This is a genomic window from Rhizocola hellebori, from assembly GCF_016862955.1.
GTDB classification, from domain to species: Bacteria; Actinomycetota; Actinomycetes; order Mycobacteriales; family Micromonosporaceae; genus Rhizocola; species Rhizocola hellebori.
The window spans coordinates 47139-68081 of the sequence record NZ_BONY01000034.1; the positions used below are offsets into that span (position 1 = coordinate 47139).

The window sequence follows — 20943 nt, forward strand, 5'->3', positions numbered from 1 at the left end:
CGGCCGCCACGAGCGGCCAAGCACTGGAGGAACCACCCAAATGTTATCTCTGCAAAGGATCCTCGTCGTTGCAGCTGCGGCAACAGCCGCCGCATCGGCGTTGGTTCTGCCCGCCGCCACGCCAGCGGCAGCGGCCGTGCCGGTGAACCGCTCCGGATTCGCGGTCGTCGACCGGCAAAATGACCAAGGGCTGCAACAGGTTCAGTACCAGGCAACGACGGCCAACGCCGGGGTTCATGTCGACCACGTGGCACTCGGCTCGTACCAGATGCAGTTCCACGGGCTGGGTAAGGACGCGCTTGGCAACAACTTGCCTTTGGGCACGGTCGTCGAGGGCGTTGTGCACGTGCGGGCCCGCGAGGATCTGGCCTATTGTGCGCCGAGCGGCTTCGCTTTCGCGCAGAGCGGCGATGTACGAGTCACCGTCGACTGCGTCGATATCGTTGCGCCGCACGCCAAGCGGGACGCCATCTTCACGGTGAACTACACCAACGGCTCCACCGACGAGGGTGGTCTTTCGGTCGCCCGGGTCAACGGTTCCGCCACCGGGTCGAGCATCGCCTTCGAGCGCAGCAGCGTCGCCGGCACAATCACCTCCACCCGCACCGCCACTGGCAAATACACAGTCGATATGCCGTTGCTAAACACCGGCAAGGCACCGGCTTTTGCGGTCACCGCTACCAAGCTGTTCGGCCCGGTGTGTGTAATCGACGCACCGAGCTCGGTCGTCAGCGGCAAGCGCCGCGCGCTGGTGCACTGCTTCGACCCGGCAACCCAACAGGATCTGGACTCCTCGTTCAACATTTCCTATGCCGAGGGTGCCAATCTGCTTGGTGCGGTTAGCCAATTCTCCGCGGCGTATCTTTCCGTGCCTGTCATAAGCGACTTCAATGTCGAGCACACGCCATCGGCCCAGTACAACCGCATCGACGACGGCTTCGCTGCCGGCACGCACACGGTCACACGCATGACAGATGGCCGTTACCGCGTGAAGCTGGCCAACCAGGGCGCGGCTCACAACGGAGCGCCGCTTGCCAGCGCCGCCATCGCGACCGCGGTGGGCACGCTGGTGCGGTGCCAGGTGGAGGGGAGCAGCCGGGGCGCCTCAACGATCCCCGGGGTATTTGATGAGGTGCTCACCGTCCATTGCTTCAGCAACGGGCCGGTCGCCTTCGACTTGCAGCTCGCCGGTTCCACACCGCCTGCTTGCGCGAAACTCACCCACAACACCGACACGACCCTGCCCGACCTGGCGACTGTCCTGAGCTTCAGCCTGACACCCAACTGCGTTGGCCTGTCGTCGTTCACCACCAAGATTGAAGTGCACATCGTGCACACCTATCGCGGCGACCTGTCGATCGAGTTGATCACTCCGGGCCTTCCAGGTGGGCCGAGCACCGTACACCGCCTCAAGGATCAGAACCTCAGCGACGGCACCGACAATGTGGATGCGATCTTCACTGTCGACGCCTCGGACGCGCCACGCGCAGGCGTCTGGCAAATCAGGATTCAGGACCACTTCCAAGGCGATTCGGGCTTCATCGATTCCTGGAGTGTCACCGCCTGACAATGGCAAGATGCTAGACCACGTGCGCGTCAGGCGTCCCACGCCGGGCGCGCACGTTAGATCGCCACGGTTCATTCTTGCGGCGCGGTAGGCGGCTTCACCGGGTCCAGGTAACGTTGGGCGATCACGCCGAGCCGGGCGAAGTTCTGTCGGGCTTTGGTCAGGCTCAGCTCATGGTTGGGGCCGCCGCGTACCACGTCGGCATCCTCGTTGTCCTGGCCGTCGTCGGTCCACAGGCAACGGTCGCAGGTCTCGTTGGCGCCGCGCTCGATCAGGGTCCGGTAGCCGCAGCACGGACAGTTGTAAGGCGATTCGGCCATGTCGGCAATCGTCGCATTCGAGCGACATGATCGTCGACGTGGTGCCGGCGGCCCGTCGCGCATCATCCGCCGGGAAGGGAATTGGGTGATGGCATCGCTGCTGGCGTCTGGCGTACAGTGCTGTCACGCCCTGGAACTGTTGGGCACGGTCGCGCCAATTAGCCGACTTCTACGAGGCGGACCGGGCCGCGGCCGGGCGGTGAGGTGATCGCCGATCGTGTTCGAGGGGAACCGATGGCCGAAGAGGTGCTGCTGCAGACTGTTGACGGCTCGGGCGCGACGGCACCGATCACGCTGCACGTCGAAGCGACGTTCAGTCGGGTCACCATTTCTGCGACGAATGGCGTCGGCACGGTCGGCACGGTCACGGGCGGCGATCTGTTGGAGGCCCTGACCGAACTGCGTCGCCATCTTGAGGACCGGCATCTGTTGTTGTGCTGTCAGGGTGCGCGGATCAACGTGTGGCCTTCTGGGTTGCTGCGCCAGTTCTCCGAAGGCCGCTGCGGCTACGTGCTCGGGGCTCGGCTCGAGGACGGATCGTTCGAAGTCGTCGACCTGCTGGCACCCGCGCCGCCGGTCCAGGCCGCAAACGTGGCGCAGCAGCAGGAATTCGTCCGTGCCTTTCACGGCCTGACGTGACCCGCGCCGTCCGGCTGTCGCAGGGCGTTAGCCGCGCGCTGAGGCCCGGTCCGTGGTTTCCGCGCCCTGTCTAGACATCACCCCTGTTACCGGCGGCCCGGCTGCGAAGCCCTGCCGAAAGCGGCCTGGTGACATGCTGGTCCAGGAACGGAAAGCCCGGTAGAACGAGGCCGGATCGCCGAATCCGAGCAGGAAGGCGATCTCGGCGTCGCTGTACGACGTGGTGCTGAGGTAACTGCGGGCATGATCTTGTCGTACCTGGTCGAGCAGTTGCCGGAATGAGGTGCCGTGTTCGAGCAGCAGCCGCTGCAATGAGCGCGTGCTCGTCGCGAGGTCGCGGGCGACCGCGTCGACTGTCGGTCGGGCCGAGGGCAGCCGCCGCGCGATCGCCGAGCGCACCTGCTCGATCTGCCCGTCGGCTTGCGGGGTGTTGGCCTCCAGGTAGGGCAGCAGCGCCCGAAGCAGCGCCGGATTATGGTTGGCGAGCGGAAGGTCAAGGTCGGCGGCGGCGAGCACGATAGCGTTGTGTGGCGTGCCGAGTTGGATCGGGCAGCGGTAGTAAGCCGCGTGAACACCCGGGGCGTCCAGCGTCGGTGTCGCCAGTTGTATCCGCAGTGGTGAGCCGATCGCTACCCGCCTGGCGACTTCGGTGAGGAACGCAAGTTCCGCGTCGACGAGGGCCTGCGGCGGCGGTCGCACATCGGCCGGCCAGCGGTAGGTCACCGTCGCCTCGCCCGCGGCAGGGCCGGCCCTGAGGTCGACGTCCTCGGGGCTGAGGATGCGTTTGTATCGGGTGACAGTCTGGATCGCCTCGCCGAGGGTGGCGCAGCTGAACACGGCCAGGAAGTACGGTTCGGTGAAGTCCGCCCGGACCGCGCGGGCCAGCGCGATCCCGATGCCTGGATCGTCGCTGACCTTGCCGATCGCCTGCCACAACTCGAAGTAGGCGTAGACGGGCAGCGCGATACCGGGTGTGGCGAACAGGTCGGGTGGCAGACCGGCCAGGGCGAGCACCTGCCCTGGAGCCACCGCGCAGGCCTGTAGCGCGGGTTCCAGTCCGATCGGGACCTTACATCTGGTACGTGGTGTCATGACCTCGACTTGCGTGAATTCCCAGGATGAGCAGGATCCCGATCAGATAGTGGGTCGGGATCGCCACGAGCACCCCGGCCTTGGCCTGAGCGGTGGCGAAGACACCTGGAATGGTAAGCCATACCACCCAGTCAACGGTCGCGCTGGCAAGTTGGTAGAACGCCAGACATCCGGCGACCCCCCGGTGCGGGCGCTTCCGCAGGACCCAGGCCACGAGAGCCTGGCTGGCAAGAGCCATCGCCATCAGCTTGACCACCCACTGCCCGTCCGGGTTGATGTTCCATCCGGTGGCCTTGCCGATCACGCTCGGCGGGAGCAGGCCGACCAGGGCGTACATCATCTCCACCACGGCCACCAGCGTGAAGCCGAACCGTAGGTTGGTCAGCCGGCTCATGCCGCGGACCAGATCGGGTGCACGCGGTTACGGAGCAGATCGCCGTGGCTGCGCCGCAACACATACGGCAGACCGAAGATCGTGACGAGGGCGAGCGGGATGTCACCGATAGCCAGAACCATCACGAACGCCCCGGCTTGGTCGGGCAGATCCAAGGTGAACACCGCGACTACGAAGATCAGCCGGACGATCCCGTTCCAGTACGGGAACGCACCGAACCGTTGCAGGTCCACCGACGACAGCACCAGCACAATACCGGCGAACAACCCGACCAGCGAAGGCAACCAGACCCAGAAGGCGATGGTGGGTGTACGCAGGCCGATCTTCTCAGGTACGCCGGGGGTCAGGAAAACCGCTATGGCACTGGCGTTGTAGACGCCCGCGACTCGCACAAACCAGGTCATGAAACGCATGCGGTAAATGCTCGGTCCGCCGGGCAGCCCGAACAACGACATAGTCCGCCATACCGGTTGCGAAACCCGCCAAATCCTCCGGATGATCGCAACAGATTTCGGATGCTGTCCTCGGTTTCAGGAGCAGCCGCGGGATCTCGCCATAACCATGGCTCGATGGGTCAACGGCGGCGCAGCGGCGACTCGTCGCCCACCAGCCACAGATGCCCATACGGATCAAAGAAACCCCCTTGCCGATGGGTACCCCACGGCGCCTGATGATCCCGAACCGGATCATGGTAGTCCGCCCCCGCAGCCGCGGCACCGCTGGCAAACGAGTCCGGATCGTCCACGAACACTTCGACCCGCACCGTCGTGGTGCCCAGCTCAACCGGGCTCTCCCAGCCGTTACCTTCCGGCTGCGCCAGAAAAAACGGCGCCCCTCCAACCTCCAGACCAATAACCGAACCGAGGTTCCACAGCTCGGTGGCACCCAAAGCACGTTGGTACCAGGCAGATGCCGCCACAGCGTCCGGCACCGCAAGCATCACAGAGATGGTGGTCACGAGCCACACGATACGCGTCGTGACCCACACCGTCCCGCATCCACCGGGTAAGTGCCGGGATGAACGCACAGGACGGGACTCGGCGACGCCCCCTCATCTTTGGCAAGTCTGCGCCTTCGCTTTGCACTGACGGCTGAGATCGCTTATACGATCAGGGCGACGCGAGGCGGCGGCACCGCCCGAACCGTCCGGTGACCGCTCCGGTGTGAGACGAGTCCGCAGAGCGGGGCCTCATGAGACGTGTACCAGAGACCGCGATTACCGACGTGGCGCTCAGAGCTGATCGCTGCCGGATCCCTCATCGCACGGCACAAGTCCGGTGACCACGCACGAACGCGCCGACGCAACTGGCTCTGCGTGAAGTCATGTGGCGGCGAAGATAACCGCCCGCCCGGCAGCGGCGGCCCGATCGTGGAACGCTTGCAGATCGGTGAAACCGTCCCAGGTGTACTCGAAGTCCGCATCATCACCTGCGCCGTGATAGTCGGGGTCCGTCACCACGATGACATGCCAGCCAATCTTCCTATTCGACTTCGGGAGGGTTATATGTGGCGTCTGCGGCCGCAGCTGCTTGCCGGTGTGTGCGGGCCTCGGCATCGCGGCCGCCTGCTTCGAGAGCTGCGGCTATTCCTAGGTGTGCGCGGACTCTCTGATGTGTGTCGTTAATGTCGGTCGCATTTCGCAACGCCAGCTGATGATATCTGAGCGCTTCGTCGAAGCGTTCTTGTCGTTGGTATGCCATTCCAAGTTCGTTGAGCGTGTCACATTCTGCTGCCGCATTGGCGATCTGGGTCGCGATGGCGAGTGCCTGCTCGAGGTAAGCGATGGCCGTGTCGTGGGATTCAAGGCGAGAATGGGCGTTCCCAATGCTTCGCATTGCGTCGATCATGCCCACTCGATCATCTACCTGCCGTGCGATGGTGAGCGCTCGGTGGTAATGGTCGAGTGCTTTGATGGTATGTCCGGTCAACGAGTACACGACTCCAGTACTTTGCAAAATGTTACCTTCGATGAGCCGGTTTCCGATGCTCTGGGTGATAGTGAGAGCCCGTTCCAGGTGGCTTAAGGCTTCGTCATAGCTTTCCAGCTCGCGGAGGATAATGCCGATGTTGTGCAAGGCGATGCCCTCTCTACTGGCGTCGCCGAGCTCCGCAACGATGGCGAGGGCTTGCTGATAGTGCTCAAGCGCCTGATCGTGTTTGCGTTGGTGCCGATAGACGTTGCCGAGATTGTTCAACGTGTCGGATTCTCCGGCTCGATCGCCGATCTGCTGGCGGATGGGCAAGGCCTGCTGGTAGTAGGCGATAGCACGGCTGCGATGTCCGACTCGGGAGTGAATGCGCCCAAGGTTGTGCAATGTCAATGCCTCGGTGTAACGGTCACCACGGTCGATCGCGGCTTGTAAGGCGTGGCTATGAATCGCGAGGCCATCGATGTAGTGGGCGCCGGTATCGAGGTAACGCCGCAACACCGCAGCAAGGTGGCATGCATGGGCTGGCCAGCCGTGAGAGGCCGCGTGGATGGTGATGGCCACGAGGTTGGCGCGCTCGTTGTCTAACCATGTCTTTGCCTGGGCAGATTCGAACGGCAGCCGGAATGGCGCACGAGCGTGGGGAATGTGTGGTCGCTGGTGCCGTTCATGCGGGTACAGCACGTCCATCGCGGCCGCCGCTGCCGACAGGTAATAGTCGAAAAGTCCTTCCAGCGCAGCACGAGTATCGGTTTCGACGTCTTCTTCGGCCACGCGTTCGGCACCGTAGACCCGTAGCAGGTCATGCATGGTGAACCGGTCTGCCACCGTGAACTGCACGAGATGGGCCCGCGCAAGTGCGGCGACGGCATGCTGTGATTGGTCGAGGCTCATACCGGCCAGATGGGCTACCGCATAGAAATCGCCATCGACACATGGGCTTATGCCAAGCAGGCGAAACGCCCGTGCAGGGCCGGCAGGTAGGTGACGATATGACCAGGAGAACACTGCCCTCACCGCGGTTCGCTCGTCACCGCCGGCCGTGAGTAGATCAAGCCGCCGTCGGTCAACTGCAAGATCGCGCCATAGGTCGGCGAGGCTGACCTGTGGCTGGGCAATCGCCAGCTCGGCACCAACCCGTATCGCCAGTGGTAGCCGAACGCACAGTTCAACAAATGCCGTAGCCGCTGCAGGATCTGCGTCCACTCGCGCGCCAAGCAAGGACCGTAACAGGTCAACGGCATCGGGAAGCGGAAGGACATCCAGATCGATTCGCTGAGCGCCATCACGCGCCACCAAGCCGGCCAGGCTGTCGCGGCTAGTGACCACCACCAGGCATGTGGGAGTGCCGGGTAACAATGGCCGAACCTGTTCCGGCGAATGGGCGTTGTCGAGAACCAACAATGTTCGCCGTCCCGCCAACGCCGTTCTGAGGTAGGCCGAGCGCTCCGCCGGATCCAGCGGCACGTTCCTCTCCTCGATCCTGAGAGCACGAAGCAGGCCACCCAGGGCGTCATCGACCGACATCGGCTGATCACGGTCGTATCCGCGTAGATCCACGTAGAGCTGACCATCGGGGAAATGCCCACATACGCTGTGCGCCCAGTGTACCGCCAGGGCAGTCTTTCCAACCCCGGCCATCCCCGACAAGACCGAAATCGTCAACGCTGAAGAACCCTGCTGAGCCTTCGCCAGGGCCTGACTCAACGCAGCGAGTTCCCCGGCACGCCCGACGAATCCGAGCACATCCGGTAGAAGCGAGCGGGGAACCACGCGGAGCGGACCATTCTCGTCGCCACCCGCGGCGAGCACCTGATCCGTGCGCCGAGCCCTCTCTAGGACGTCGCCGAGGAAGCCATGCTCCCGACGCCAGAATTCGAGATCCACCGACACCGACAGCAATCGGCCCCGCTCACGCGCATACCGTTTACACTCCATGACAAATGCCTGAACAAATGTCCAAGATGGAACAGTCTTGGTTTTTGCACGTAAAATCTCAGATATCCGCGACTTACTGGGCAATCCGCCTCGTTTAGCCAACGCGTCCAGGGTCGGACCGCCCGCCTCCAAGTGCAGCTGCCGCAGCCGATCGCAGAACGCCCGCAGTTCAGGTTCCCGAGCCTCTCTAACCCGCGCCAAATAAGCCACATAGTCATCGTCCGGCATCTGGCAGCATCTGGCATCATCTCGCAGTCACTGCCATACAGCTGCAGCAATGCCCGACTTCTCCGACACAATCCGGCATCGCCATCCCTCCCGCGCGCCAAGGAGTCTGATGAGTACATAAGGTCACCTCGCAGCCCACCGGGAGAGGCAATGGAAGCATGGGTGAACCTGTGCGCCGCAGCATTGCAACTTGCCGCCGCAGTTCTCACGATCTCAACACGTCCCCGGACCGATCGATCGCCGCCGTCGCGGCTCGAGGGCGAAGAACGAGATTCGCCGCCACCTGGACCAAATCATGGTCCGCTCAGCCGCGAACGCCGTCAACCAGGCCGGACCGCCCGGACTCCGCAATCCGGAGGGCTCGGAGCATAGCGCTAAATAACTAGGTCACTAGAGTCAATTCGAATCGGCACCTTGCGCACCGCACGACGGCTTTGCTTGTCGGCGATGATCAGCTTCGCGGTACGACGCTAGCTGTTGCTCGGATTTGAGGAAGAAGGACGCCTTCAGCTGATCGTGCGAGCGATCGTCAGCGAAGTATCCGGTGCAGTGCTTGGAGCTCGCGACGCAATGCCAATGGCCAATGGCCCCTTTGTCGTTGAATTCTGGCAGAGGGGATTCGCCTGCCGCTGTGTCGCCCAAACTCGCTACTCGCAGATCCGCCGCAGAATAGTGCGACTCCCGCGCCCATCACCGGCGTGCAGTCTTCGCGTCAAGCACCAGAAACACGGCAATCGCAAATGTCGCCGGTCCCGCCACGTCGGGGAGGCGCCAAGCGGCAATAGCCGCCATGGCAGAAGTCAGCGACATTACCAAGAGTCGCAACGAAATCCCGTCATTGTCCTTGCTGGTAGAGGAGCGAGGTCGCGCGGAAGGCATCGAACGCCTTTCTCGAAGTAGGTCGGACGGCGTCCGGAAGGCCGAACGCATCCTTACTGTCTAAAGGAAATGCGCGCTGACGTCTCACGAAATCAACAAGTTGTGGATGACTCGCCCGGCTGTCCACAGGCGACGCGGTGCAGTTGACATGCCTTCATACAGGTGAGTCTGCGTAGTGATCACCCGGGTTCCCGGAAGGGTCGGATCTTCCGGTGAACCTCACCGGCGCGCTCCCCGTTGTGAACGAGAGACAGGCATCTATGACGCTTAGGAGGTAGAGATGCGACACGCTGATTGGTCTCGGCCAGCGCGACGTCGCCTGGGGCGGCTCTGCGTCGCGGTAACGGCCGCGCTGCTCACCGTGATAGCGGTGTCGACCCCCGCTGCCGCGGCGACGGTGGTTACGCAGACGACTTGGGGAAGCATTAATAGGGAAGATGTCACGGCCGTCGCGGCAGCACCTGATGGCGGCTTCTATTTGACCGGCGCCACGACCATTCTGGGCGCAGGTGAGGAGCTATTTCTCGTCAAGATTGCGGCGGACGGGTCGCTGGCCTGGCAACGGAGCTGGAAGGCCACACCAAACGGGATCTACGAGGCCAACGACGTGACGGTAGCCTCGGACGGATCGGTCTACGTGACCGGCGTGTTTGCTCCGAACGGTACCCAAGCAGGCGACGTGCTTCTGTTGAAGTTCTCCGCGAATGGGGCGCTGATCTGGCAACGGATTTGGGACAGCGGCAATACCGAAACCGGTGAGGCCGTCGCTGTCGCCAGCGATGGCTCCATTTATGTGAGCGGCGGCGCGAACAGCCTCCACGAGCTGAGCCCGCTGATCCTGCTCCGCTTCGCACCCGACGGTACCCTCGTCTGGCAGCGGACATGGGCGAACGTCGCCTCGGGGGACGCGCTCGCGATCAGCCCTAACGGAAACATCCACGTCGCCGGGGTCGCCCCGAGACCCGACGGGACTTTCCATTGGGACATGGTTCTGCTGACGGTCACCCCGCAGGGAACGCTGCTATGGCAGCGCGATCTGGCCGCGGGCGACGTCGCCGACGCGCGCGGGGGCCTGACCGTGGCCCCCGATGGCTCGATCTACGTCGCCGGCGGGCTGCAGGCCATACAGAGCCAGACCGCCATCAACGACACGCTGATCACCAAGTTCAGCCCCACCGGCTCGCTGACCTGGGTCGCCGCCTACGGCGGCAACAACGACGACTTCCCGGGCGGTGTCGTGGTGCTACCCAACGGCACACTGCTTGTCGGCGGCGTGTCGCAGAGCCCCTTTGTCGGCGGGCCATCGTTCGCTTACCTACTGCGCGTCGACACGAAAGGCAAGGGCATCGGCTGCAACAGCGTAGACGGGTCCGGGTTGGACGAGGGCGAGGATGTGGCGCTCGCCGCCAACCAAACCGTAGTGCTGGGCGCGACGACCACCAGCAGGCTGCCATTCACCTTGGGTAGCTGTCCACAACAAACCAGGAACCTGAACTCCAGAATCACTACGACCACGAATCAGCTCGTGGGCGGCACCGGCGTGGTCGCCGACCCGAACGGCACCGTCTCCACACCGGGTGGCACCGCACCGGGTCCGGGCGGGTTCGACGCCGCGCTGATAAGAGTCACCATTCCGTAACAGATCTGATCATGAGCGGGGTGTTCGTGGATGTGTCCGCGCACCACGAACTCCCCCGCTGTGGCCAGCCGGATGGAAAGTTCGCTATTGTGAGCGGTTTTGCAGCCTTGGCCGTCTCCGCGCCCGCCGACCGCAATGGCACAGGTATGGCATGCCGCTATCGGTCCTCATCAGGCGGTTGCCTAGGCTTGTCCTCACCAATCGAAGATCTCTGGTTGGGGTTGGGAGTTAGCATCGTGACCGTAGGCGCCTTTGATGACCTCGGGTTGAGGCCAGAGTTGGTACAGGCGTTGGTGAGTCTGGGTTATGAGGAACCGACTCCAATTCAGCGTGAGGCCATTCCCCAGCTGCTGCTGGGACGTGACGTGCTGGGGCAGGCCGCAACCGGCACGGGAAAGACGGCGGCTTTCGCGTTGCCGGTGCTAAGCCGGATGGACGCCGGCCGGACCGGCCAGAACCCGGTGGCTTTGGCGCTGGTGCCGACCCGAGAGCTGGCGATCCAGGTTTCGCAGGCGTTTCACCGCTATGGGCGCGACTTGGGAACGCGAGTATTGCCCATCTATGGCGGTCAGCCCATCGGCCGGCAGCTGCAGGTGCTGCAGCGCGGGGTCGACGTTGTGGTGGCCACGCCCGGGCGTGCGCTCGACCACATTGGACGCGGCACGCTACATCTGGGTGGACTGCAAACGGTAATCCTGGACGAGGCGGACGAGATGCTCGACATGGGTTTCGCCGAGGATATCGAGGAGATTCTCCAGGAGACACCGAAACAGCGCCAGACCGTCCTGTTCTCGGCCACGATGCCAAGTCGTGTCGACGGTATCGCCCGGCGCCACATGACCAATCCCGTGCGCATCGAGATGGGACGGGCGACAGCGACGCCGAGTGAAACACCGTTGGTAAGGCAAAGCGCCTATGTGGTTGCCCGCGCACACAAGCCCGCCGCGCTGGGCAGGGTGCTCGATGTAGAGGCACCCACAGCGGCGATCGTCTTTTGCCGTACCCGTGATCAAGTTGATCTGTTGACCGAAACGCTGAACGGCCGCGGGTATAGAGCCGAGGCCCTGCACGGTGGATTGAGTCAGGACCAACGTGACAGGGTCATGGGACGGCTGCGCACCGGTGCGGCCGACTTGCTCATAGCCACCGACGTGGCCGCGCGTGGGCTCGATGTCGAGCACCTCACCCACGTGGTGAACTACGATGTGCCGTCGGCACCGGATTCCTATGTGCACCGAATCGGACGGGTGGGGCGTGCTGGCCGGGAGGGGGCCGCGATCACCCTGGCCGAACCACGTGAGCATCGCATGCTCAAAGCGATTCAACGGGAGACCGGCCAGCGGATCACCATCGAGAAGGTGCCCACTGTTGCTGACATGCGCGCGCGGCGTCTGGAACTCACCCGCGCCGCCTTGCACGAGAGCCTCCTGCAGGACGATCTGGATCGCTTCCGGGTCATTGTGGAGACGCTCACCGACGAGTTCGACCTGATGGAAGTGGCGCTCGCGGCAGTCAAACTCGCCCACGAATCCACGACCGGGTCAGACGACGACGGCGAGGAAATCCCTGACGTCGTCACGAAACCTGAGCGCCCCCAACGGGCAGGGCGAGCCGAGACACGAGCCAGACGCAGTGGGCGAACACCAGCCGGCGGCATGACGAGACTATTCTTCGGCGTCGGCCGCATCGCCGGCGTCCGGCCGCAGGACCTCGTCGGCGCGATCGCTGGTGAGTCATCCCTCAGCGGACGCGACATCGGATCGATCGAGATCGCTGACCGCTTCTCCATAGTCGAGGTCCCACAAGACGCCGCCGACGAAGTGATCGAAGCGATGCGCCGCAGCAGCATCAAAGGCAAACGAGCCACCGTACGCCGCGAACGCGACGCACCCCCGAAACGATCCGGCCGCTGATCGTTGGCAGTGGGCTATCCGAAGGGATGCTTGATGGAGCGGATGGCCCGCGACTGGTTCGGCGGGAAAGTGGCGATGATGGACCAGACCGTCGACTGGTGACGCTGGAACGTGCCGCCGGCGTGTAGTCCCACCGCGGAGATTTTTGAGGCGACGTCGGCGGTTACCGTGAAGTCTTCCTCGTACCGAACCTGGAGTGTGAACTCGCGTAGGTCGTGCTCGATGCGCTGGCGCGCGAACGACTGCCATTCCGGCTCGTGGTGGTACCAGCGCAGATCTTGAGGGAGTCGCGGGTCGCCTGAGCCTTTCAGCTCCGCGGTGTAGAGGAAGTCTCGGCTGCCGTTTGACTGGTTCTCGATTTGGCCTTCGCCATTGACTGCGCGAAGTGGAAGGTTGAGGCTGGTCGCGAATGTGCGGCTCCAGCCCTGCCGGGCGGCCACGGTCATCGATTGAGCACCCAGCGCCGAGATGAGTGTGAGCGCCTCGCTGAACTTGTGGGCGAAGGTCTGTCGATGGAAATCGGCAAGCGTGAAGTAGACGGGCGGCACAGCGGGGTTGCCGACGTAGACGACATTGTCGTGCGGATGGCCCATGGGGAATTGCAGTTGGCGAGCCTCGCTGCGGGTGATCGGCAGCACGGCGACGTTACGCCGCCCGGTGCGCCGCTGCGACCAACGCGATGCCATGGCGCGGATGGCTTCCCCGATCGGCACCGCCAGGGCGAGAACAGCCCTTTCGGTCTCCCCGTTGTTGGTTGAGCTCTGGTCCGCGGGAGCCAGCGGCTGTCGGGCCTCGCGCCGGGCGCTCAGGACGACATCATCGGGCCGAACGACGACAAACTGACGGTCCGCGTAGTCGAGCTTCATCAGGTTGATACGAAGATCGTTCAAAGCCGACATCCTCATTCTCGGTGCATGACTCGCCAAGTTCACCGAGAGTACTCGGGCGACACGTCGGGTGGCGAGAAGCTGCCACGAGATACGTCGTAAACCTTCAAATTCAAACAACGCAAGGCTATTGACCTGTACCAATGGCCACCCTAACGTCGCAGTGAAGGTCATAGATGGATTTAGTTGGGGATCTACGGCCTCGATGCAAGCGCCCACTTGGCATCGCCGCCAAACCCAGGGAGGACCCATGTCGCAACACGAGAGCACCAGGCCCATGCGCGGAACCGTGGCGCTGTTGCGTCACCTATCGATCAGGTTCATCGCCACCGGTACGATGACGGTGGGTCTCTTGGCGGGCGGGCTGGCAGTCGCCTCGCCGGCCAGTGCCGATGAGATCGGGCAGGCCCCGACGGCGGCCAATATCACCGGCAACGGCAGTTTCGCTGTCAGTCAGACCAGCGTCCCCACTTCGGTCACCGGGTTCGGCGGCGGCATCGCCTACTACCCGACGACCGCTGGGCGGTATCCGGTGGTGGCTATCTCACCCGGCTTCACTGCACGTTGGTCGAGCATCAGCTGGATCGGCCCGCGTCTTGCCTCGTGGGGTTTCGTGGTGGTCGGTATCGAAACCAACAGCACCTTCGACCAGCCGACCAGCCGTGGCACCCAGCTGCTGGCAGCGCTGAACTGGGCGGTGAACTCGTCACCGTCCGCGGTGAGCAGCCGGGCTGACGGCACCCGCCGTGGTGTGTCGGGACACTCGATGGGCGGCGGCGGTTCGCTTTCCGCACTCTCACAGGACACCACCGGCAACGTCAGGGCCGCAGTGCCGTTGGCGCCGTGGAACTCCGACAAGACGTGGACCGAGATCACCGAGCCTGTCATGATCGTCGGTGGCGAGTCAGACACCGTCGCGTCGAACGCCAGCCACTCGATCCCGTTCTACAACAGCGTGCGTGGCCCGAAGTCTTTCGTGGAGATCAACAACGCTACGCACTCCTTCCCTTCGTCGGCCAATGCCACCACATCCAAGGCCCTGGTGTCCTGGTTCAAGCGCTACCTCAACGGCGACCAGCGGTTCACCCCGTTCACCTGTAACTTCACCGGCACCGCGATCTCCGACTTCCGCACCACCGTCTGTTGACGTTCCCCGCTCTCCCCGTCTCGCACAACGGCGGTCGCCCTCACCGGCGGCCGCCACCTGTGCTTCCGTCCCGCCCAGGTCAGGGGGCCTGCCCGATCCGAAGCGAGGAATAGCCGGTCTGCGGGTTGGGGCCGAAGCTGGTCTGCACGACGCCGTACCATCCGGTGATCGTCGGCGTGAAGCGTAACGTGAGCGCGTGTCCTGACCCCTGGTTGACGGTGCCGTGTACAAGCGCTTGGCCGGGTGTGCGTACACACGCGGACTGGTTGGGGGCCATCACATACACGTTGCCTGGGTTGCCACCGACCTGAGCGGCATACAGCTCGACCACGGCGCCGGCCCGCAGCCAGATGTCAACGATGCCAATGAAATGGGTGGCCGGCCCGACGCCCGGCCCGAAGAGCGTGGCAATGCGAGGGTTGGTATTCGGGAACGGTAGCGAGTCGGCAGTCAGGATCTCGTGCTGGTCGGCGAACTCCACGGTGTAGCTGCCCGAGCCGGACCACCGGTTCACCGTTGCCGTGCGCTGCAAACCTGCGCACACGTTGGTGTCAACGGCGACAAAGTCCACAGTGGAACCTCCGGCCGCACTGCGTGCACCGGGATCCACCACCAGGTCATAGTCGGCCGTGCTCGGGGGCTTGACCCCGACGACCGACCAGTAGGGTTGCGCGGTGGTAATCGTATAGGCCGCTGATGAGGTGTTCGAAGTCACCGGCACCCCGCTGGCCAGTGCAGTCGCCGCATGGGCAGGCGCGACAGCGGCGAACAGCACGGCTGTCGCGGTCGCCGAAGCGGCGAACGCATGCAGGGTACGACGAGTCATGAGCGTTCTCCTTGGTCTCGCGAGACGATGGATGCGCAGAATATGCCGAGTCTTGCCATGCATACCCGCATTCCGGTTTTCGCTGGAAAACGCCAGACAAGGCCGGACGCAGCCTCCCAACTTGCCTCGGGCCGCACCGATCGGACCTACTTCGATGGCCTGGCCACAGGTGTGACACAGGCGGCTTTGGTAATCGCGTCCCTCGCGGCGCCGGGGCTGTTGTTGCTCTCCCCTCCCGAGATCGGCACTGTCCCTTCTGGACATTCCGCGCGAAAGGCGACCTCGAGAGGGCTCGGCTCGATGGTTTGCGGCGCACAGGTCACGATCTGCCAAATCGCGCCCTCTGAGCTGTGGAAACTCTGAACGGCACGCCGATGATCTCGCGGAGGCGGCGCACGAAAGACTTCATTGATGCCAGGCCACGTCGGCGCCGAGTGCTCGGGTTAGCCTGCTGATTGCCTCGCGTGTGGTTTGGTCGCTGACACGATCGGGAAGCCAAGCGCAGGCAATGTATGCGGCTCTCACGTCGGCGGTGGCGCAGACGGCGGCCAGGCATTCCTCGATCTGGGTGAGGGAGGGTCCGGGGCCGCTGGGGAAGCGCAAGCCGGGCAGTTCCGCGCTGTCGATGACATCAATATCAAGGTGCAGGTAGACGGGCAGGTGGCCGACGTAATCGAGGGCGCGGGTGAGGGCGGCAGGGTCGGCGGGCGTGCGGCGGACCTGGCTGGCGGTCAACGCGTCGCGTTCGGCTGGGTCGAGGTCCCTAGCGTCGGCGAGCACGATATTTGTGTCGGCGACCGGCCGTAGCCCGAGCCCATCGCTGGACAGCTCAGGCGTGCGGCCGGTCAGCGTCGCCAGCGCCATACCGCCGAGGTAGCCGCTGGTCGTAATGGTGGGAGTGTTGAAGTCGCCGTGCGCGTCCAGCCACACCACCGCCACGTCGCGATCGCGGCGCTGTAGCCCCGCCACCACGCCCCAGGCCGACGGGCAGTCGCCGGACAGCACCAGCGGCCTGGCGGCCCGCGCCACCGCGTCGGCGACTTCTTGGTGCAATAGCGCCATCCGGGCGGGCACGGCGCCCTCCGGCAGCGACGGGCAAATCGTCTCGGTCGCATTGGCCGGAATCGGGAATTCCGGGATGTGCTCATCGAGGTGCCAGGGCACGGCAATGACATCCCAGTTGCCGTTTCTGTCGTCAGCCACGAGGTGCCTCTCCTTCTAAGGCCAGCAACGCCTTTTCGGTCACGATGGGCAACGGGGTGCTCCGACTCATCGTGCTCGTCCATACGCTGGCGGAAATCGGGCAGGCCTGCGTTGCGGTGCCGTGTTAGCGTCACGCGGTGCAGGAATACCATAGGTTTGTACGGGGCTTCAGGCTTGTCTGGTTGGGTTTGATCCTAGCGTTCCTCGGGGTGCAGACCGGCTTACTCAAACAGGGGTGGGCCGTTTACCTAGTCGTGCTCGACGGCGCCATCCTGTTCGGCGCCATGGCGGCAACCATATCCGCCCTCTACAGCATGCCTGAGGGGATGAGGCGACGAATATCGCTCGGCCACTTCATGCGCGACCTTCTGTTCATTTCGCGCCCCCGGCACCAGGCGGCGCTGCCCTTCGCAGACGAAGACTTGGCAGGCCGCCCCGGGCGTCTAAGACGCTACTCGAAGCGCCGAACCCGAGATTCTCGATAACCCCCGAGGCTCGCACACCGCGTCTGCTTAGGACAGTCAGCGCCTGGTTGGCCAAGCGACCCGAAGGCGGGGTTGGAGTTAGATCATGACGCTCGAAGAGCCTTTGTCCGATACAGAGCTCGACGAACTCGAGGAGCTCCACGAGGCCGCGACACCCGGACCTTGGTACATGCGAGAGCTGGACGACGACCGCTGGGAGCAGAACGCGGCGCTCATCGCCGTGGCCCGCAGCGCCGTACCGCGCCTCATCGCTGAGGTGCGGCGGCTTCGAAGGCTGGCCTGAGTCGGCGGTTAGGACACGGAGCGGCCGTGGCTGTTGATTTGGCTGGCGCCCAAGGGGAAGTCTTGCAGCGGCTGCCAGGCTGAGGTGCTGTCGAGCCGGCCGATCAGCCGGACCGAGGTGGCCGTGGCGTTGATGGGAAGTGCTGCGGTGATGGCCTGTTCGGCCGTGCGCAGGGCTTCCACGGGATGGTCGTGCCCGATGGTCAGGTGGGGCACCACGTCGTCGTGCGCGCCGCCGTATGGCGGGCATTGCGGGTAGCGCTGCCATACCGCCTGGGTCAGCGCGCGGAACGGGCTTCGGGCTCGGACGCAAGGTAAAGCACCGTTTGCCCGAACCAGCTTGTGCGCGCGAGGGTGAACGAGAAGCTGTCGTGACTGGCTATTAGTGCCGCGAGCGCGGCCTGGTCGATCTGCGCTGAATCGAGGAACGGGAAGAGCACGGTGATGTGTGCTGGTACGCCAAACGGGGCGGACGAGTCGAGTTGCTCGCGGAACGCGCCGACTGCCGGCTCGGCGGCAGCGACCGGGACTATGAGGGCAGTCTCCATGGCCACAGTGTGCCATGGCAGCTACATACTGATCTGCTGGCCGTTGTCGTTCCAGGTGTTGTTGCTCCACTGGGGCAATGCCGTTGCCGAGAAAGCCTGGGTTCCGTGGTAGCCGCCCTTGGGCCAGTAGCCGCCGCCTGCCGCGCGCATGAACTTGTTGTTCGTCACCTTGCCGTTCGAGATCTTGTACTTGGCGTCGTACCAGTAGAACGAGTAGCCGCCGCCGTTCATCAGGTTGCTGTCGACCACCACGTCGCTGATCGGGCCGATGTCCGCCTTGAGCAAGATGCACGAGGTCTGGGTGTGCTGATTTTCAAGCCTGTTGTGCAGAATGCGGACGTAGGTCGCGTTCGTCGACTGGATGACGTCGTTGTGCTGGGCCGAGCCTGTGCCCCTGGGGTCGTGCAGCCAGGAGTCCTGGACCGTGCCGACCCCGTCGATGCGCAGGATGTCACCGGAGCCATGGGCGTTGACCCGCAGCAGGGTGAAGCCGGTCCGTCCAATGAGGGCGATGCCGCCGGTCGACGCGTCCAGCGCCTGGCCGTCGATCTCAGTGTCCTCGATGCGCAGGTTGGCGTCGTCGGCGGTGGAGGTGACGGCCTGCACGTTGGCGACGCGGATGCGGCTGTTGCGGATCGTCACGTTCTTTGCCCTGATCTCAAGGTGGCCGTTGATGTCCTTGCCGTCGATGACGGTCCCGCTGGCCGTGATCGTCATCGGGCCTGAGTACGGCGTGAGTGTCACCGCTTTGCGCGTGTCGCCTGGCAGGCCATGCGGATGGCCGGTGTTGTGCGCGGCCGGGAAGCCGGCGACGGTGTAGGTGGGCGGGCCGCCTGCGCCTGGCGGCGTGGCCGTGCCGCTCTTGCCGGGCGAGGGCGATGCTGGGATCGATGCCGGAGTAGAGACCGCTGGCTCGGCGGCGGCCTCTGCGGGCGGGACCGCGTCGGTGGCCGTGGCAGCGGGCTGCGCCACGGGGTCTGGGCGGTTGCCACACATGGTGACGCCGCCAACGGCCAGCAGGGCCACCACGGCGATTCCAGCTCCGATCCAAGTCAGCCGTCGGTGACCGGGTGCGGGCCGGTGAGAGGCCGGCCCGGTACCATATAGATCTTGCGTGGCCATTCGGTGAAGTCCTCCCGTGAGTCAACATCGGTCGAACCTATTTATCACCGACGATCCTCGCTGTCACGCTCGAATCCAGCAGCGGCTAGGGCGGCGTGGTAGGCGGCCACGATGCGGGTGTTTTCGGCGGTGTCCCTGACCGCGATCCGGATCGTGCGTCCCTGGAAGGCCGCAGACATCGGGGACAGGTCGCGAAGGTAGACGTTGTGGTGGCGGCATTCCTGCACTACCTGGGCGGCGCTTGGGCCATCGGGCGGCAGGGTCACCGTGAGGAAATTGGCGACCGCTTCGTCGACCGTGGCAGTGGGGTCCACCTTGGACAGATCGGCGGCCAGCCGGTGCCGTAACACGGCGGTGCGGGCCCAACGGTCGGCGTAGTAAGCGGGGTCGCGCAATGCTGCCACCGCCGCCAGCTGAGCCGGAAGGCTCACCGGCCATGGCGGCGTCCACCGGCGCAGCTGTGCTGCGGTCTCCGGCTCGGCCACGAGGAATGCGGCCCGTACCCCGGAAAGCGCATACATCTTCGACATCGAAGTGCAGACCACCACGCGAGGGTCGGTCGCAGCAAGGTTACTCAGCGACTGGTCCAGGCCGACATAACCCAGGTACGCCTCGTCGATCCACCACCGCGTCGGCTCCGGCGTATCCGCGATCATCGAACTGAGCTGGGCGGCGGGCAGATGCCGTCCGGTCGGGTTGTTGGGGTTCACCACGACCACCAGGTCGTAGGCGCCGGTCGCGGTCACGGCGGCGAGCCGCTCGGAATCGACGCGCCAGCCGTCCTCGGCCCGCAGCCGGAACCTGTCCACCCTGCATCCGATCACCCGTTCGGTGATGTGGGCGTAACTCGCCGTAACTCGGATCGAGCAGCAGCACACGGCTGTCCGGGGTGAGCCACCGCCCGAACGCCCGGAAGATCAGATCCGATGAGCCAGCGCCGACGGTGAGCGTTTCCACTGGCAGCGCTCGAACCGCGGCGAGCTCGGCCACAAGTCCCTGCGCGTCGGACGGTGGAGAGGTCCGGACCACCCAGCCGGGATCCTCGGCCAGCGCGGCCGTCACCCCCGGCGCCGGGCTGAACCATGCGTCCAGCACGTCAGCGGCGACAATGGTTTTGCGTCTGTGCAGGGCACGAAAGTCGGCACCGATGGCGGTGAACGAGGCACCGCCATGCTCACACCCGTCGGGGCGCGGCGCGAACGCGGCATCCAAGCGCCAGTCCAGCGCAGCACACAACCGGTCAAGCGCGGCACCGTAGCGGTGCACGGTGGCGCGAGTCAGCTCGTCGACGAACCCGCTCAGCACCTCGAATGTCAACGCTCCAGAATGGACACGACGCCCTTCCGAGCGCAGCCCGGCGGCCAGGTACATGCCGAGCAGGTCGGTGCGGCCCATGGCCAGCACCCGCCGGCCACCCCGGGCGGCGATCCACCGCAACGCGGCATACATCAACAGCGGCGCGGCCGCGGTAGCGCGCCATCGCGGTTCAACGGTCAGCAGGCGGACTTCGAACATGTCCTCTTCAGCCAACAGCGGCAACTCATCTCGGGAGAAATATTTGTCCAATGAGTACCGTCCTAGCCAAGGCGGTGTGATACTCACGAAAACCGATCCGGGCATCGCCGCGCGTCGCTACAAGATAGACGTTCTCGCCATCGAGCCCATCCCGCAATTCTCGGGCCTCGTTCTCGGCGTGCTGGCCAAGCTCGCGCGCATACACCCGATGCCGCAGCTCATAGATCCAGCCGAAGTCGTCCATCACGGCGTCACGCATCGTCAAACGGGCAGTGTCCACAAGAGATACCTCATGAGCTCAGGAAATGGCGTTGCCTGACATCCTGGAATACCCAGACGACGAGCCGCACCGCTGAAGTACCTATTTGAGGCGAGTAGGCATACTCAAGTC

Annotated in this window: 19 protein-coding genes and 1 pseudogene; 7 read left to right on the plus strand and 13 right to left on the minus strand. The window is 64.4% G+C overall.

Features of this window, described 5'->3' with window-relative positions:
* Positions 1-40 precede the first annotated feature (40 nt).
* Positions 41-1567: a proprotein convertase P-domain-containing protein gene (locus Rhe02_RS26035; protein WP_203910983.1), complete on the plus strand. Its 1527-nt coding sequence runs from the start codon at positions 41-43 to the stop codon at positions 1565-1567.
* Positions 1568-1638: 71 nt separating this feature from the next.
* Here Rhe02_RS26035 and Rhe02_RS26040 read toward each other — a convergent pair whose 3' ends face one another.
* The gene (locus Rhe02_RS26040) at positions 1639-1887 is read right to left on the minus strand and encodes a CPCC family cysteine-rich protein (protein ID WP_203910984.1); all 249 of its coding nucleotides are present in this window, start codon (positions 1885-1887) and stop codon (positions 1639-1641) included.
* A 234-nt stretch (positions 1888-2121) separates the two neighbouring features.
* Between Rhe02_RS26040 and Rhe02_RS26045 the strand changes: the two genes are divergently transcribed.
* Complete coding sequence (locus Rhe02_RS26045; RefSeq protein WP_203910985.1) at positions 2122-2526, plus strand: hypothetical protein; 405 nt, start codon at positions 2122-2124, stop codon at positions 2524-2526.
* Between the two features lie 27 nt (positions 2527-2553).
* On the opposite strand, the gene Rhe02_RS26050 is transcribed toward Rhe02_RS26045, so the two are convergent.
* The 6 genes from Rhe02_RS26050 to Rhe02_RS26075 all read right to left on the minus strand — a co-directional run bounded on the left by Rhe02_RS26050 (position 2554) and on the right by Rhe02_RS26075 (position 8106).
* A complete protein-coding gene (locus tag Rhe02_RS26050; protein ID WP_203910986.1) occupies positions 2554-3555 on the minus strand; it encodes an AraC family transcriptional regulator in 1002 nt (333 codons plus the stop codon).
* A gap of 40 nt (positions 3556-3595) precedes the next feature.
* Positions 3596-4012 carry a hypothetical protein gene (locus tag Rhe02_RS26055; RefSeq protein ID WP_203910987.1) on the minus strand — a complete coding sequence of 139 codons (417 nt, stop codon included), beginning with the start codon at positions 4010-4012 and terminating at the stop codon, positions 3596-3598.
* On the minus strand, positions 4009-4425 hold the full coding sequence (locus tag Rhe02_RS26060) for a hypothetical protein (RefSeq protein ID WP_203910988.1): 417 nt from the start codon (positions 4423-4425) through the stop codon (positions 4009-4011). The genes Rhe02_RS26055 and Rhe02_RS26060 overlap by 4 nt, the downstream gene beginning before the upstream one ends.
* Positions 4426-4586: 161 nt before the next feature.
* A complete protein-coding gene (locus Rhe02_RS26065) occupies positions 4587-4970 on the minus strand; it encodes a VOC family protein (protein WP_203910989.1) in 384 nt (127 codons plus the stop codon).
* A gap of 363 nt (positions 4971-5333) precedes the next feature.
* Positions 5334-5471: a DUF1877 family protein gene (locus Rhe02_RS26070; protein ID WP_203910990.1), complete on the minus strand. Its 138-nt coding sequence runs from the start codon at positions 5469-5471 to the stop codon at positions 5334-5336.
* 22 nt (positions 5472-5493) lie between these two features.
* Complete coding sequence (locus Rhe02_RS26075; RefSeq protein WP_203910991.1) at positions 5494-8106, minus strand: ATP-binding protein; 2613 nt, start codon at positions 8104-8106, stop codon at positions 5494-5496.
* A gap of 1159 nt (positions 8107-9265) precedes the next feature.
* Here Rhe02_RS26075 and Rhe02_RS26080 point away from each other — a divergent pair.
* Both Rhe02_RS26080 and Rhe02_RS26085 read left to right on the plus strand, forming a co-directional pair.
* Positions 9266-10624, plus strand: coding sequence for an NHL repeat-containing protein (locus Rhe02_RS26080; protein ID WP_203910992.1), 1359 nt, complete (start codon positions 9266-9268; stop codon positions 10622-10624).
* Between the two features lie 20 nt (positions 10625-10644).
* Positions 10645-12537 (plus strand): DEAD/DEAH box helicase, encoded by a 1893-nt coding sequence (locus Rhe02_RS26085; protein ID WP_239124057.1) that lies wholly within the window; start codon positions 10645-10647, stop codon positions 12535-12537.
* 14 nt (positions 12538-12551) lie between these two features.
* On the opposite strand, the gene Rhe02_RS26090 is transcribed toward Rhe02_RS26085, so the two are convergent.
* On the minus strand, positions 12552-13598 hold the full coding sequence (locus Rhe02_RS26090) for a hypothetical protein (RefSeq protein ID WP_203910993.1): 1047 nt from the start codon (positions 13596-13598) through the stop codon (positions 12552-12554).
* A gap of 76 nt (positions 13599-13674) precedes the next feature.
* Here Rhe02_RS26090 and Rhe02_RS26095 point away from each other — a divergent pair, with 76 nt between their 5' ends.
* Complete coding sequence (locus Rhe02_RS26095; protein WP_239124058.1) at positions 13675-14571, plus strand: poly(ethylene terephthalate) hydrolase family protein; 897 nt, start codon at positions 13675-13677, stop codon at positions 14569-14571.
* Between the two features lie 79 nt (positions 14572-14650).
* Here the strand turns inward: Rhe02_RS26095 and Rhe02_RS26100 are convergent, their stop codons facing one another.
* Together Rhe02_RS26100 and Rhe02_RS26105 are read right to left on the minus strand one after the other, a co-directional pair.
* Positions 14651-15397 (minus strand): hypothetical protein, encoded by a 747-nt coding sequence (locus Rhe02_RS26100; RefSeq protein WP_203910994.1) that lies wholly within the window; start codon positions 15395-15397, stop codon positions 14651-14653.
* Between the two features lie 405 nt (positions 15398-15802).
* The gene (locus tag Rhe02_RS26105; protein ID WP_203910995.1) at positions 15803-16600 is read right to left on the minus strand and encodes an arginase family protein; all 798 of its coding nucleotides are present in this window, start codon (positions 16598-16600) and stop codon (positions 15803-15805) included.
* Positions 16601-17170: 570 nt separating this feature from the next.
* Between Rhe02_RS26105 and Rhe02_RS26110 the strand changes: the two genes are divergently transcribed.
* Complete coding sequence (locus Rhe02_RS26110; RefSeq protein ID WP_203910996.1) at positions 17171-17368, plus strand: hypothetical protein; 198 nt, start codon at positions 17171-17173, stop codon at positions 17366-17368.
* A gap of 8 nt (positions 17369-17376) precedes the next feature.
* Here Rhe02_RS26110 and Rhe02_RS50995 read toward each other — a convergent pair.
* From Rhe02_RS50995 to Rhe02_RS26125, 3 genes and pseudogenes are all read right to left on the minus strand, one after another.
* A pseudogene (locus Rhe02_RS50995) lies at positions 17377-17915 on the minus strand (2'-5' RNA ligase family protein).
* 21 nt (positions 17916-17936) lie between these two features.
* Entirely contained in the window at positions 17937-18944 is a 1008-nt protein-coding gene (locus Rhe02_RS26120) for a hypothetical protein (protein ID WP_203910997.1), read from the minus strand.
* 137 nt (positions 18945-19081) lie between these two features.
* Positions 19082-19915 carry an aminotransferase class I/II-fold pyridoxal phosphate-dependent enzyme gene (locus tag Rhe02_RS26125; RefSeq protein ID WP_308442017.1) on the minus strand — a complete coding sequence of 278 codons (834 nt, stop codon included), beginning with the start codon at positions 19913-19915 and terminating at the stop codon, positions 19082-19084.
* A 515-nt stretch (positions 19916-20430) separates the two neighbouring features.
* On the opposite strand from Rhe02_RS26125, the gene Rhe02_RS26130 reads away from it, so the two are divergent.
* Complete coding sequence (locus Rhe02_RS26130) at positions 20431-20871, plus strand: hypothetical protein (protein WP_203910999.1); 441 nt, start codon at positions 20431-20433, stop codon at positions 20869-20871.
* Positions 20872-20943 lie beyond the last annotated feature (72 nt).

What these genes read in the sequence shown, in the direction of transcription:
- Rhe02_RS26035 (WP_203910983.1), top strand. Translation starts at nt 41, where the DNA reads ATGTTATCTCTGCAAAGGATCCTCGTCGTTGCAGCTGCGGCAACAGCC.
- Rhe02_RS26040 (WP_203910984.1), bottom strand. Translation starts at nt 1,887, where the DNA reads ATGGCCGAATCGCCTTACAACTGTCCGTGCTGCGGCTACCGGACCCTG.
- Rhe02_RS26045 (WP_203910985.1), top strand. Translation starts at nt 2,122, where the DNA reads ATGGCCGAAGAGGTGCTGCTGCAGACTGTTGACGGCTCGGGCGCGACG.
- Rhe02_RS26055 (WP_203910987.1), bottom strand. Translation starts at nt 4,012, where the DNA reads ATGAGCCGGCTGACCAACCTACGGTTCGGCTTCACGCTGGTGGCCGTG.
- Rhe02_RS26060 (WP_203910988.1), bottom strand. Translation starts at nt 4,425, where the DNA reads ATGCGTTTCATGACCTGGTTTGTGCGAGTCGCGGGCGTCTACAACGCC.
- Rhe02_RS26075 (WP_203910991.1), bottom strand. Translation starts at nt 8,106, where the DNA reads ATGCCGGACGATGACTATGTGGCTTATTTGGCGCGGGTTAGAGAGGCT.
- Rhe02_RS26080 (WP_203910992.1), top strand. Translation starts at nt 9,266, where the DNA reads ATGCGACACGCTGATTGGTCTCGGCCAGCGCGACGTCGCCTGGGGCGG.
- Rhe02_RS26090 (WP_203910993.1), bottom strand. Translation starts at nt 13,598, where the DNA reads ATGACCTTCACTGCGACGTTAGGGTGGCCATTGGTACAGGTCAATAGC.
- Rhe02_RS26095 (WP_239124058.1), top strand. Translation starts at nt 13,675, where the DNA reads ATGTCGCAACACGAGAGCACCAGGCCCATGCGCGGAACCGTGGCGCTG.
- Rhe02_RS26100 (WP_203910994.1), bottom strand. Translation starts at nt 15,397, where the DNA reads ATGACTCGTCGTACCCTGCATGCGTTCGCCGCTTCGGCGACCGCGACA.
- Rhe02_RS26110 (WP_203910996.1), top strand. Translation starts at nt 17,171, where the DNA reads ATGACGCTCGAAGAGCCTTTGTCCGATACAGAGCTCGACGAACTCGAG.
- Rhe02_RS26130 (WP_203910999.1), top strand. Translation starts at nt 20,431, where the DNA reads ATGGCCAGCACCCGCCGGCCACCCCGGGCGGCGATCCACCGCAACGCG.